The organism is Alteromonas sp. R7 (assembly GCF_055755235.1).
Genome location: NZ_JBVTQX010000002.1, coordinates 118796 through 131922 on the forward strand (window position 1 = coordinate 118796; position 13127 = coordinate 131922).

Sequence of the window (13127 nt, forward strand, 5' to 3'; positions counted from 1 at the left end):
TTTTATCGAACTAACAGTGCTTTGTTACCCAACAAATTTACGGGCATTTCTGAAGATACGCATCCACGCACCATCTTCTTGCCAATCGTCTGGACGCCACGAGTTTGCCACGGCTCTGAATACACGTTCAGGGTGCGGCATCATGATGGTGCTGCGTCCGTCTAGTGAAGTTAGACCTGTGATCCCCTGCGGTGAACCATTCGGGTTTGCCGGATATTGCATGGTTGGCTTGCCGTAGTTGTCTACGTAACGCATCGCCACCTGCGCGCCTACTTGTGACAACGCGTTGTCATTGGCAAATTCAGCCTGACCTTCACCGTGCGACACAGCAATAGGCATACGCGAACCTGCCATGCCATCAAGCAGCACAGACTTAGACTCCATCACTTCGACCATTGCAACACGAGCTTCAAATCGCGCCGACTGGTTGGTCACGAAATGTGGCCAATGCTCAGTACCTGGAATCAGTGATTTAAGGTTCGATAGCATCTGACAGCCGTTACACACACCTAAGCTGAACGTATCGTTACGGTTGAAGAAGCCTTCAAACTGGTCGCGAGCTATACTGTTGAACAATATAGATTTCGCCCAACCTTCACCTGCGCCCAGCACGTCACCGTAAGAGAAACCGCCACAAGCAGCTAGACCCGCAAACTGTTCAAGGGTAATGCGACCCGCCAACACGTCACTCATGTGTACATCAATAGCATCAAAGCCTGCACGGGTAAATGCAGCCGCCATTTCTAGATGCGAGTTTACACCCTGCTCTCTTAATATCGCCACTTTTGGCTTAACGCCTTTGGCAATATATGGTGCTGCTACGTCATCGTTTACATCATAAGACAACGCAGCATGCAAACCTGGGTCGGCAGCATCTTGCTTTGCAGCGTGTTCTTGTTCAGCACACTCAGGGTTATCACGAAGCTTCTGCATTTCATACGTAGTTTGTGCCCACGTCGTACGCATTGATACGCGGCTATCTGCAAGTACAGCAACGCCGTTGCGACTAAACTCAATCATGTCTGTGCTATTAAGCGTACCGATATCGTGAGTCAATTCAGTTAAACCGAATTCAGTCAGTACTGCGTTAACAGCATCCATATCGCTTTCAAGCACTTGGATGACGCCACCTAGTTCTTCATTGAACAATACGGCAATGTCGTTTCCAACAAGGCTATCAAGGTTAATGCTTACGCCTGTTTTACCGGCAAAGGCCATTTCAGCAACGGTAGTAAACAGGCCACCGTCTGAACGGTCGTGATAAGCACATACCAAACCTTTCTCGATAAGCGCCTGCATAGCGTCAAAGAAGGCTTTAAGGCGAGTTGCAGAAACCACATCTGCGGGGCTATCACCAAGCTGAGTATAGACTTGTGCCAGGCAGCTCGCGCCCAAGCGATTTTTACCTTCGCCCAAATCGAGTAGTAACAAGCGGCTTGCGCCTTTGTCTGTACGTAGCTGAGGCGTTAGGGTTTTGCGAATATCTTTTACTGCGCCAAAGGCAGAGATAACGAGTGATAGCGGAGAAGTCACCGCTTTATCTTCACCGTTTTCATTCCATGCGGTTTTCATCGACATAGAGTCTTTACCCACAGGAATGGTTAGGCCTAGCTCTGGGCAAAGCTCCTCACCCACTGCTTTAACCGCTTCATAAAGACCCGCATCTTCACCTGGGTGTCCAGCTGCTGCCATCCAGTTTGCTGACAGTTTAATGCGCTTAATATCGCCGATGTTTGCTGCGGCAATATTGGTTAACGCTTCACCCACAGCAAGACGTGCAGACGCGCCGTGCGATAGTAACGCAACAGGCGTACGCTCACCCATCGACATCGCTTCACCGTGGTAGGTGTCAAACGCTGTTGCAGTAACCGCCACATCTGCCACTGGCACCTGCCATGGGCCTACCATTTGATCGCGACTTACAAGGCCGGTAACCGAGCGGTCGCCAATGGTGATAAGGAAGGTTTTCTCTGCCACGGTAGGCAAAGATAAAATGCGATTTGCTGCATCACTTAAGGTAATGCCTGCCTCGTCTAGTGCTGGCGAGCTAACCTTGGTCGAGCTTACGTCGCGGTGCATTTTAGGCGGCTTGCCTAAAAGTACATCAAGAGGCATATCGATAGGTTTGTTGTCAAACTGGCTGTCGTTCAGGTTGAGGTGCTGCTCGGCAGTGGCTTCACCAACCACAGCAAACGGCGCGCGTTCGCGGGCACAAATTGCTTCGAACACTGGCATATTTTCAGGCGCGACAGATAAAACATAGCGCTCTTGAGATTCGTTACACCATAGCTCCAGAGGTGTCATACCTGGCTCATCTGACAATACTTTTCTAAGTTCAAAGTTACCGCCGCGGCCACCGTCATTAACCAGCTCAGGCAGTGCATTTGAAAGACCACCTGCGCCCACATCGTGGATAAACTGAATAGGGTTGTTATCCCCTAGCTGCCAACATGCATCAATCACTTCCTGACAGCGACGCTCCATTTCAGGGTTGTCTCGCTGTACTGAAGCAAAGTCTAAGTCTTCGTTTGATTGGCCAGATGCCATTGATGAGGCTGCACCGCCGCCAAGACCAATGTTCATTGCAGGGCCGCCAAGCACAATAAGCTTAGCGCCTACCGTAATTTCGCCTTTTTCAATATGCTCGCGACGAATATTACCTAAACCACCAGCTAACATAATAGGTTTGTGATAGCCGCGCACTTCAATACCGTTGAAGCTATTGACTTCTTGTTCAAAGGTACGGAAATAACCCAGTAGCGCAGGACGACCAAATTCGTTGTTAAACGCTGCGCCACCTAGTGGGCCTTCAAGCATAATATCAAGGGCGCTTACAATGCGCTGTGGCTTGCCGTATTCGAATTCCCACGGCTGTTCAGCACCAGGAATACGTAAGTTAGATACGGTAAAACCAACCAAACCCGCTTTAGGTTTTGAACCACGACCAGTAGCACCTTCATCACGGATTTCACCACCAGAGCCTGTTGCCGCACCTGGGAAAGGTGAAATTGCCGTTGGGTGATTATGGGTTTCTACCTTCATCAAAATATCAATGTTTTCATGATGGTATTCGTATTGGTGTGACTGCGGGTTCGGGAAGAAACGACCTGCTTGCCACCCTTCCATTACCGCTGCGTTGTCTTTGTAAGCTGAATACACGTGATCAGGTAACAACTCGTAGGTGTTTTTGATCATTTTAAACAGCGACTTCTCTTGGTCCTCGCCATCAATGGTCCAGCTAGCGTTAAAAATTTTGTGGCGACAGTGTTCAGAGTTTGCTTGCGCAAACATATAAAGTTCAACGTCAGTCGGGTTTCTGCCTAGCTTAGTAAAGCTATCAAACAGGTAGTCAATCTCATCATCAGCTAAAGCAAGGCCTAACGACACATTTGCATTAACTAGCGCGTCTTTGCCTTCGCCTAATACATCTACACTGGTAAAAGTATTGGCTTCGGTATGTGAAAAGAGTACCGCAGCTTCATCAGTATTGGTGAACACTGATTCGGTCATTCTGTCGTGTAAGAAACTAGCGATAAGCGCAAAATCATCTTCACTCACACCGTTTTCTGTTTCTATATAAAACGCACAACCACGTTCTATGCGGTTGATATTTTTTAGACTGCAGTTGTGAGCGATGTCGGTGGCTTTAGAAGACCAGGGAGAGATAGTGCCGGGGCGAGGAGTAATGAGGAAGAAGGTTCCAGAAGGGGTTTGTGCTTGCCTCGCGGGGCCGTAAGTGAGCAGCTTCTCGAGTATCTCTATTTGCTGCTTAGACAAGTCACCTTGGGAATCGACTAGGTGAACATATTCGCTATATAGGTTTTTAACCCTAACGCCGGATTGACCCAGCTTTGCAATCAGTTTAGTTTGGTTAAACTCTGATAGTGCAGGAGCGCCTCGAAGGACCAACATATTGATTTACCTGGTTTGTTAGAAACAACGACCACCAATGCGACGCGTTGCCTCTTGGATTGATGAGTATTTCGGCGCGGATTATAGAGTAATTATGCGCAGTAAGTAACCTCATAACGCGCTTACATGAACTTTTTTTTAAACTTAGATGGTTTAATGACAACAAGTAAAGGTCTATGCAGTCACAAGACTATAAAAAACGATTAAAACTACAATTAATAATCATATTATCTATTGCTGTTATGAGTTGTGGCGTTCCTTCCGTACCCACTGCCCTCTCTTCATTGTTGGAACGAGAATCGATCCGCGTGGGAACCGTTTATGGTGCAGGAACATTTTATAACGGCGCAGAGGGGCCGCAGGGTTTTGAATATGAACTGCTGGCAGGTTTTGCCGATTACCTTGGCGTGACGCTCGACCTTTACCCCTTCTACAGCTATGAAGTCATGTTAGAACAGTTAGAAGAAGGTAATCTGGACATTGTCGCGACAGGCGATGCGGTAACGCCTTCACTTAAAAGTCGTTTTGCGTACGGTCCAGCCTACCAGCATGTTCAGCAAGAACTCGTCTTCCAAGCAGGGACATCGAGACCTAGAGACTTATTAGAGCTTGATGCCCCTATTGTTACCGTGGCAGGTAGCAGCCAAGCTCACTTACTGTCTAGTTTATTAGGCCAGGTAACCGACCAAGCAAGTGACAGTGAAAGCCCAATAATAAAAACCCAACTTGTTACCACCGAAGATTCTGACTCTGAAGAACTGTTGCAACAGGTTGCCAATGGCGACATTGCTTATACGGTAGCAGACAGCAACCGTCTAGCCCTTCAGCGCAGGCGATATCCTAACTTAGCCGTGGCAAAAACCCTTAATGAAGATATGCCGATGGCGTGGGCGCTCCCATTACATCAAGATGACTCAGTGAAAGCAGCGCTGATTGAATATTTTGGTACTGTACATCAGTCAGGCTGGTTTACGGTGTTAGAAGACAAGTACTTTGGCCATATTCGCCAGTTCGATTACGTCGACAGTCGCGCGTTTAATTATGCCGCCGAGACAGCACTTGCCCAATACAAACCCTTATTTCAACAGTATGCAGGTGAATTAGACTGGCGACTGCTTGCGGCCATGAGTTATCAAGAAAGTCACTGGGACAGTGACGCTATTTCAAGAACTGGCGTTCGCGGTCTAATGATGCTCACCATGGATACGGCAAGTGACTGGAACGTAGATGACAGAACCGATCCTGAACAAAGCATTCGCGGAGGCTCTCGTTATTTTGCCAGTTTGCTCAATCGCATACCTGCGCGAATTAGCGAGCCAGATAGAACCTGGATGGCTATGGCGTCGTATAATATTGGTATGGGCCATTTGGAGGACGCACGCATTCTTACCGAGCAACAAGGTGGCAATCCAGACCTTTGGGTAGATGTAAAGCGTCGCTTGCCACAGCTTAGGCAAAAGAAATATTACCGTACTACTCGCTATGGCTATGCAAGAGGCGATGAAGCGTTACAGTATGTGGAAAATATTCGTCGTTATTATGACAGCTTAGTATGGTTGGACGAACAAGGAAAAATTTGACGCAGTTCACCTTGCTTCTCTCTTGAAAACTGTCATTTCGATGTCATCTTTGTACTGTACCCTAAAAAGAAGTTAGTCAGACACTGACTTACTTTCTCAGAATAATTATTTTCTCAACGATGACAAGCTCCAAAAGAGCAGCGGCTCTTTAATGACAACATCTCTCGAATAACGTGAGATTTGTTCAAATAGGGGAGCTGCGCACAACGGAAGAAAAGTGGTCACGAAAAACATAAAGTGGCCACAACGCGAGAAAGGAGAACAAATGAAAAAAAATCGATTTATGAAAAAAGGAATAAAATTGAAAAACAACAACAGACGCAGACTTATGCTCAAGCGTTGTCACCAAAAAGTACTTCAGCGCCGCAAGCTATTTGTTACCAGCGATATGTTCACTCAGTTAACCCGTACGCCTGGCTAAGCCACCTCTATACCATCTGGCTCACAATGATTGACCATGTAACCGGTATATACCAAATGGGCGAAAACACGAATAAGCACAACTTCAGGTAACGCTATAAATTAGCTTGAAGCATCACCCTCTAGCAGTCTTTTCGCCTTTTTGGCAGCCTTTATTTCTTTCCTGCGCTTGCGAAAAAAATCTGACAATTTGTTAGCACATTCGTCAGCTAATACGCCAGATACAACCTCAAGTTGATGATTAAGCGCAGGATGTTGCAATAAGTTCATGACCGAGCCCGCAGCGCCTGTCTTCGCATCCTTTGCGCCAAACACCACCCGCTTTACCCGTGCATGTACCAGCATACCTGCGCACATAGAGCAGGGCTCTAAAGTCACATACAACGTAGCGTCAATAAGTCGGTAGTTTTGCACCGCAGCTGCTGCCTCTTTAACAGCGCGTAGCTCTGCATGCGCAGATGGATCATTATCCGTTATCGGCGTATTGAAGCCTTCACCGATAAGCTCACCATTTAGTACTACGCAGGCGCCGACTGGCACCTCACCAATCGACTCAGCCTTATCGGCAAGCGTTAACGCATGCCTCATCCACATTATGTCTTCTTTTGTCGCGATGTCTTCCATTGCGATTTCAGTCAACGGCTCCTGCACAGCCTCTTTTTCTTGCGTTTGCTTGTTTGCAAGGTCGAAATTTGGTGTTGGACGGTTGCTATTTTGGTCACTCATTCGTCAATTTTGCTACTTTACTTGGTGAAATTCATTAACATTTATTTTGTATTAGCTTAGGTGAACATTCTAACTTCTTAGAAAGTAATGACTTTTGTCACTTGGCAACCTACTTGCAATCTCTCATTATAACACTGCTAGTGTGATGGACTTAACAGGTTACATTTTTTACTAAAAAGTATGTTAGATAACCGCTATAGTACCTGAAGCGAAGCAGTAATTTTACCGATAAGTATTTAACTAAATACGGGGTGAATTAGGCAACAGGCCAAATTTTCACCTACACTGTTTTAAAGCCATTTGTGAGGGATACCACCGTGAATATGACCGCGATTGCAATAGTAGCCATTTGTGCCTGGGCCTTAGTTACCATTGTCGAAAGTGCAAAAGACAAAAGTAAGAAGAAACTTAGCAGCAAAGAAACCGATGCTTATAAAGCCGAAATTGCAGAGCTTAAGGAACGAGTTTCTGTGCTTGAGAAGATAGTGACAGACGAGCGCTACGACCTAAAAAAGCAATTTGCAGACTTAGAAAGCGACCGCGTAGCGTAAGCTTGAACTCACGTAATTCAACACACGTTCCATGGCAAGCGCGCTAGATTAAACAACGCTAAGTTTAACTGCGTGCTAGCTCCCTTCTAATAGTTTTCGCTCTGCTCGCTCTACACGCCGGGGTTTACCCGCAATCACTAGCACGTCATGGGCTTGCAAAATAGCGTCTTGGTCTGGGTCTTTAACTTCATTTCCATCCCGTCTTAGGCCCTTAATCGCTACTCGCATTCTCGAGAAATCGATATCTTTTATGGCTTTGCCAATACAGGAAGCGTGTTCGGACAACACCACAGCATGGATAAACTCTAACTTGTCTTCTGTGCCATAGGTGATCTCTGTTGTTTCTCCCGGGTAAAAGCCGTGCATATGATCGTAGCGACCTTTTCTCTCAGCTCGCACCCGCTTTAAAATACGAGACATTGGCACGCCGGCGTAATGCAGCACCTGCGATACCAACATCAAGCTCCCCTCTTGCAGCTCTGGCACGACTTGATTAGCACCCGCGCTGTATAGGCTTTCAAGCTGGTAGTCTCGTTTGGTACGCACCATAACATCTGTAGTGCTCGTAATGCTTCGGGTCTGCGTTATCACCTGCTTGGCCTTATCGACTTGATCAAACGTAACAAGCACAAGCTTGGCACCTTCTACATTGGCATTAATCAATATATCTTTTTGACTCGCATCACCGAAGATGACGGGCTCTCCCGCGTTTCGACTCTCGTGTACTCTGACAGGATCCATATCTATGGCAACAAAATGAATGCCTTCCATTTTCAGCATGCGAGCTACCGACTGTCCAACGCGGCCAAACCCACAAATAATGACGTGGTTGGTTAACGGCTCTGCATTACCAAAGCTCACATTGTCATCGAACGAGATATCCTTGTTAACAATACGCCTTGCTATAGTGACGCTGTTATTCATAAGCCACGGGGTTAACGCCATACTGATTACACCCATACACACAATCAGCGATGACTGCTCTGACGTTAACACGCCGTGTGTCGTAGCAAGCGCAGAAATTACAAAACTAAACTCGCCAATCTGACAAAGTTTAACCCCAGCAGACCAGCCATCTATTGCATCGGTTTTAACTAATAGAGATGCGCCTCTTACTAAAATGACTTTAACTATCATCAAAGCAAAAACACCAAAAACAATCTCAAACAGGCTGTTCCACAGTACAGTGAGTTCTAACTGCATACCCACGGTAACAAAAAATAACCCCATTAAAATATCTCGAAACGGACGAATGTCGGCTTCAAGTTGATACTTGTATTGGCTTTCCCCCAACATCATACCCGCCAAGAAAGCGCCTAGCGCCATGGATAGCCCGAAGTAATAAGTTAGCCCTCCTGCCAATAGGGCAATCAATATAGTGGTCAGAACAAACAGCTCGTCAGTCCTTGTTCTTGCTACCTCTCTAAACACCCAAGGTAGTAACCACTTACCCACTGACATTAGAAACGCAATGACAAACACACCTTTAAGCAACGCCTCGCCTAAAGCTAGCGCAATACTTACTTCACCAGTCTGGGCTAAAAGAGGAATGGCAATTAGGAACGGAACCACCGCTAAGTCTTGAAAGAGCAAGATACTTACCGCTAATTGTGTACGCCTGTTATTAAGAATGCCCATTTCGGTTGCTTGCTTAATTACAATAGCGGTTGAGCTTAACGCCAGCGTACCACCAATAATGATGGACGCACTCATTGGAATGCCGAGAAACAGAGGAACACAGGTAAACACTGCCGTGGTAAACACCATTTGCCCTAATCCTACACCGAATACTAAAGAGCGCATTGCCAACAATTTAGGTAACGAGAACTCAAGACCAAGTGAAAAGAGCAAAAACACTATGCCCACTTCAGCGAGCAGGTGCATTTCTTCTGGGTGGGCAAACACAGATAATAGTTGCGGACCCGCGAGTACGCCGGCAAACAGATAAGCAAGAATAGGAGGGAGATGAATGCGTTTAAATAATGCGACCGCACATACCGATATAAACATCAATATCACGATATTTAAAAAGCTCGTCCCCACACTACCTCCTAAAGCTACATAAACTTCCATTTGTAAAACAAGCGCGATAAATCACGCGATTTTACGTTTTAAACTAAAGACTAGTGCCTGAAACACTTTGTTGGCATCTAGTTTGCAAAATCCCCTGTGTAAATGCAGATCCGGCAAGTTTTGCCGCTGTGATCGCCATAAATTCCGCGAAAATGCAGATGTGGCCACAGAAACGTCAGGGCTTTGACACTTGTTTCTTTGCATATCAACGCATTTTGTATAGGGGCACTACTGTGGATTTTTCAACGTCAGTCTACGATAGCACACAACATAACAATTTTTACCCTGCTGAGAGCACAGGTAAATCACTCTCTTTTAGTGAATTATCAGGCTTTATCACGCAGCTACTTTCTACTCTTGAACTACAAGAGTTAGGTGGCGTGTATTTTCAGCAGCTAAACACGTTGTTACCTATTGTCGGGTTTAGCTTGTCTGACTTTGACTCGCGTTGGGTGTACGGTAATGCAAAGATATCGTCAACACTCATTGATTTACCACTACAAGGTGCCAATGCCGTTAATGGCGATCAAGCTCATGTCTATTACTACATTAGTTCACCCTTGTCGTTATCGCAACGGGAGAGTCTATTCCAACTGCATGATTTATTTGGAAAACAAGTAAAGCACGCTCTTTCATTGATGCGTGTGCAACAGATGGCGACTAAAGATGTGTTAACTGGCTTAGGTAACCGAGCGGGCTTTGAGCAGTCAATGACAAGACAACTCGGCTGGGCGCAAAGACACGATGATCCTTTCGCACTTCTGGTGATCGACTTAGACAACTTTAAGTATGTGAATGATAATTTTGGTCATGGCGAAGGTGACAAAGTACTTGTCCATGTTGCATCACATTTATCTAACGTCCTGCGAGACGAAGACGAAGCATTTCGCTATGGCGGCGATGAGTTTTGTTGTTTGCTAGACTGTCAGTCGCAACAGCAGCTAGCTTGTGCAGCCCAGCGTATTCAAATGAGTATCAATAGCTCTAGCTACTTATCTCGCTTAGGCGTATCAACCAGCCTTGGCGGCGCGATTTATCGCGACGGCGATACGATGAGTAGCCTATTTGACCGTGCTGACAACGCCCTGTATCGCGTGAAAAATTCTGGAAAAAATAGCTATCACGCAGCGTAACGTCGCGATTTGAACTTATCAGGATGGCGGCAAAGCAATGCCGCTTTTGCACATTATTGCCATGGATACCATAAGCAAGAGTATCTAGCCCTTTCAAAAAACGGCACTTTTAGTGCTACATAGATTCAGTCGAGACTAAAGGTTATTTCTATATCTGGCGCTTTGGGCTGCAGATAAACACAACGTCCTTCAACAATCAGTGCGACAGGCTCGTCGTTAATCAAGATCGCCGGCACGCCGTTTCGCTCCCATCTTGGCACGCGCCATACCTTAAACCATTCTTTCAGCAACTTAGATACGTTCGCATTTTCTGGCTTTACTTTAAGGTTGCGAGCATTAGTTTGCAGAGAAACGGTATCTTTTTCTCGCGCCTTTGGTACTGCAATTCGAATATGACCTCTAAGCCAAGGAAGCGCGATATTTTGGTTTGGCACTAATTTTAAGTTTTGCGGTACTTCATGAGTAGCGTTCACCACCCAATAAAGGTCTTGGTCAAACCGTATAACCCTGCCCCATTTAAAGTTCACTTCAGGGGTTGCATCATGCTTTGCTTTTAACATAGCAAGTACTTGGTCTGTCTGCGCTTTTGAGGGCGACAGCTCGCCTTGAGCTCGAAACCACGCGCGAATGACCATAGCCTGCCACGGTAACGACAATGCAGCGAGTTGTTGCCCGTCGAGCCTGAGAGCTGTGCGTTTACAATCTTCAAAATATTTTTGGGCAGAATCGCTGACTAGTGCGCTTTGTTCAGCACAAAGCTCGGCGCTGCGCCCCACCGTTTTAGTTAACTTAGGCCATCGCGCCAGCAAGTGAGGTATAATTTCGTTCCTTAAGAAGTTCCTATCAAAGCTATTTTGCTGATTAGATTCATCCTCAACCCACTGCAACATTTCTTCTTCGGCATAAGCCACAATCTCGGCTTTCTCTAGTGCTAGCATAGGGCGCATTATCAAGGTGTCACCTCGGTACTGAACTTCTCCCATACCCGCTAAGCCCTGAGGACCAGCACCGCGTTTAAGCTGAAGCAATACGGTTTCAAGCTGATCTTCGGCATGTTGTCCTAATAACAGTACACCGCCTATTTGGTCACACACTTCTAATAATGCGTTGTATCGAACCTTACGCGCTTCTGCTTCCAGGCTTTTTCTCGACCCCGTATCAACATCAACTCGATACAAATGAAATGCTACGTCTTCAAGACGACACTGTAATTCGCAGTGCTTTGCCCACTGTTCGGCATTTTCACTTAAACCGTGATGTACATGTACAGCATGAATTGGGCTATCAAACTGTTCCCTATATGCAATAACGGCTTGGAGCAGAACGGTCGAATCCACACCACCGCTGTAAGCAACGACGAGTGGCGTTTGAAGTGGTAGCTTTACATCAGTGAGAGATGTCGCTATGCGGTTGACGATATGTTCGATTGTTGGGGATTGTAGAGGGGTCACAGACCGGTAATACCTTATTCTTTCAACGCTATGTTTTACTGAGGTTTAACTTTGTATTTGGCTAAGCACTGGCTTTCTAATAACACACTTTCTAATAACACAAGGGGGTTGGTTACCTTTGGTAAACAACCCCCTTGTTCCTATACGACATTACATGACCGACATGAATTAAGCCGCCGCTCGCTAGTTTTTATAGCAAGCGTTCAAACTGATAGAACGCAGCTGTACATAACGGCTAAATGCACTTTTCATGCTAGTTTTCTTAATGAACTTATAATGAGCTTAGCAATAACCGAACGACATCAAACGCTGGTAACGCTCTTCCATCAATTTAGTCTTATCTAGCTCTTTAAGCTGGTTAAGCTGCTGCTTAATGACGGCCTTCAAATTAGCCGCCATGCCATTATGATCGCGATGCGCACCACCTAATGGCTCTTCAACAATACTGTTAATCAGGCCTAGCTCTTTAATTTGTGGTGCACTTACGCCCATCGCTTCAGCAGCGAGTGGGGCTTTTTCTGCGCTTTTCCACAGAATAGACGCACAACCTTCTGGTGAAATCACCGAGTACGTAGAATATTGAAGCATATTAACACGATCGCCAACACCAATTGCTAGCGCGCCACCTGAACCACCTTCACCGATTACGGTACACACGATTGGAACAGTAAGCTCAGCCATTTCGAATAAATTTTTCGCGATTGCTTCACTTTGGCCGCGCTCTTCAGCACCAACACCTGGATACGCTCCCGGCGTATCGATAAAAGTGATGATAGGCATATTGAAGCGCTCAGCCATCTTCATAAGACGCAGGGCTTTACGATAACCTTCTGGTTTAGGCATACCGAAGTTACGCTTAATTTTTTCGTTGGTGTCACGCCCTTTCTGATGACCAATAATCATCACCGGCTGATCATCTAGCATTGCTGGGCCACCAACAATCGCTTTATCGTCAGCGAACGCGCGATCACCAGCAAGCTCGTCGAATTCGGTAAAAATACGAGGAATGTAATCTAACGTGTATGGACGCATTGGGTGACGTGCAAGTTGGGAAACTTGCCATGCGCCAAGATCAGAAAAGATCTTTTTAGTCAGCTCTGCGCTTTTACCGCGAAGCTTATTGATTTCTTCTTCAATACCAACGTCAAACTCGCCACCTTGATTCACCAACCTAAGCTCTTCAATTTTTGCTTCTAGTTCGGCTATTGGCTGTTCAAAGTCCAAAAACTGTATACTCATTTCATGTCCTATTCGTACTACGCTCGTCTATGCAAACGCGAG

At 46.1% G+C, this 13127-nt stretch carries 9 protein-coding genes; 4 read left to right on the plus strand and 5 right to left on the minus strand.

The annotated features are described in order from the left end of the window. Positions 1-24 precede the first annotated feature (24 nt). On the minus strand, positions 25-3912 hold the full coding sequence (gene purL / locus AC0J2X_RS03340; protein WP_069943873.1) for a phosphoribosylformylglycinamidine synthase: 3888 nt from the start codon (positions 3910-3912) through the stop codon (positions 25-27). A 176-nt stretch (positions 3913-4088) separates the two neighbouring features. On the opposite strand from purL, the gene mltF reads away from it, so the two are divergent. Together mltF and AC0J2X_RS03350 are read left to right on the plus strand one after the other, a co-directional pair. Next, on the plus strand, positions 4089-5492 hold the full coding sequence (mltF, locus tag AC0J2X_RS03345) for a membrane-bound lytic murein transglycosylase MltF (protein WP_069943872.1): 1404 nt from the start codon (positions 4089-4091) through the stop codon (positions 5490-5492). Positions 5493-5757: 265 nt separating this feature from the next. Beyond that, positions 5758-5913 (plus strand): hypothetical protein, encoded by a 156-nt coding sequence (locus tag AC0J2X_RS03350; RefSeq protein WP_014975860.1) that lies wholly within the window; start codon positions 5758-5760, stop codon positions 5911-5913. A 101-nt stretch (positions 5914-6014) separates the two neighbouring features. Here AC0J2X_RS03350 and tadA read toward each other — a convergent pair whose 3' ends face one another. Continuing rightward, complete coding sequence (gene tadA / locus AC0J2X_RS03355; RefSeq protein WP_069943871.1) at positions 6015-6638, minus strand: tRNA adenosine(34) deaminase TadA; 624 nt, start codon at positions 6636-6638, stop codon at positions 6015-6017. 323 nt (positions 6639-6961) lie between these two features. Here tadA and AC0J2X_RS03360 point away from each other — a divergent pair, with 323 nt between their 5' ends. After that, complete coding sequence (locus AC0J2X_RS03360; protein ID WP_014975858.1) at positions 6962-7189, plus strand: hypothetical protein; 228 nt, start codon at positions 6962-6964, stop codon at positions 7187-7189. A 75-nt stretch (positions 7190-7264) separates the two neighbouring features. On the opposite strand, the gene AC0J2X_RS03365 is transcribed toward AC0J2X_RS03360, so the two are convergent. Further along, the gene (locus AC0J2X_RS03365; protein ID WP_081333966.1) at positions 7265-9232 is read right to left on the minus strand and encodes a monovalent cation:proton antiporter family protein; all 1968 of its coding nucleotides are present in this window, start codon (positions 9230-9232) and stop codon (positions 7265-7267) included. Positions 9233-9495: 263 nt separating this feature from the next. Here AC0J2X_RS03365 and AC0J2X_RS03370 point away from each other — a divergent pair, with 263 nt between their 5' ends. Beyond that, on the plus strand, positions 9496-10395 hold the full coding sequence (locus AC0J2X_RS03370; RefSeq protein WP_014975856.1) for a GGDEF domain-containing protein: 900 nt from the start codon (positions 9496-9498) through the stop codon (positions 10393-10395). Between the two features lie 125 nt (positions 10396-10520). Here the strand turns inward: AC0J2X_RS03370 and tilS are convergent, their stop codons facing one another. Both tilS and accA read right to left on the minus strand, forming a co-directional pair. After that, positions 10521-11846, minus strand: coding sequence for a tRNA lysidine(34) synthetase TilS (gene tilS, locus AC0J2X_RS03375; protein WP_069943869.1), 1326 nt, complete (start codon positions 11844-11846; stop codon positions 10521-10523). Positions 11847-12128: 282 nt separating this feature from the next. Further along, a complete protein-coding gene (gene accA / locus AC0J2X_RS03380; protein ID WP_014948567.1) occupies positions 12129-13085 on the minus strand; it encodes an acetyl-CoA carboxylase carboxyl transferase subunit alpha in 957 nt (318 codons plus the stop codon). Positions 13086-13127 lie beyond the last annotated feature (42 nt).

What these genes read in the sequence shown, in the direction of transcription:
- purL (WP_069943873.1), bottom strand. Translation starts at nt 3,912, where the DNA reads ATGTTGGTCCTTCGAGGCGCTCCTGCACTATCAGAGTTTAACCAAACT.
- mltF (WP_069943872.1), top strand. Translation starts at nt 4,089, where the DNA reads ATGCAGTCACAAGACTATAAAAAACGATTAAAACTACAATTAATAATC.
- AC0J2X_RS03350 (WP_014975860.1), top strand. Translation starts at nt 5,758, where the DNA reads ATGAAAAAAAATCGATTTATGAAAAAAGGAATAAAATTGAAAAACAAC.
- tadA (WP_069943871.1), bottom strand. Translation starts at nt 6,638, where the DNA reads ATGAGTGACCAAAATAGCAACCGTCCAACACCAAATTTCGACCTTGCA.
- AC0J2X_RS03360 (WP_014975858.1), top strand. Translation starts at nt 6,962, where the DNA reads ATGACCGCGATTGCAATAGTAGCCATTTGTGCCTGGGCCTTAGTTACC.
- accA (WP_014948567.1), bottom strand. Translation starts at nt 13,085, where the DNA reads ATGAGTATACAGTTTTTGGACTTTGAACAGCCAATAGCCGAACTAGAA.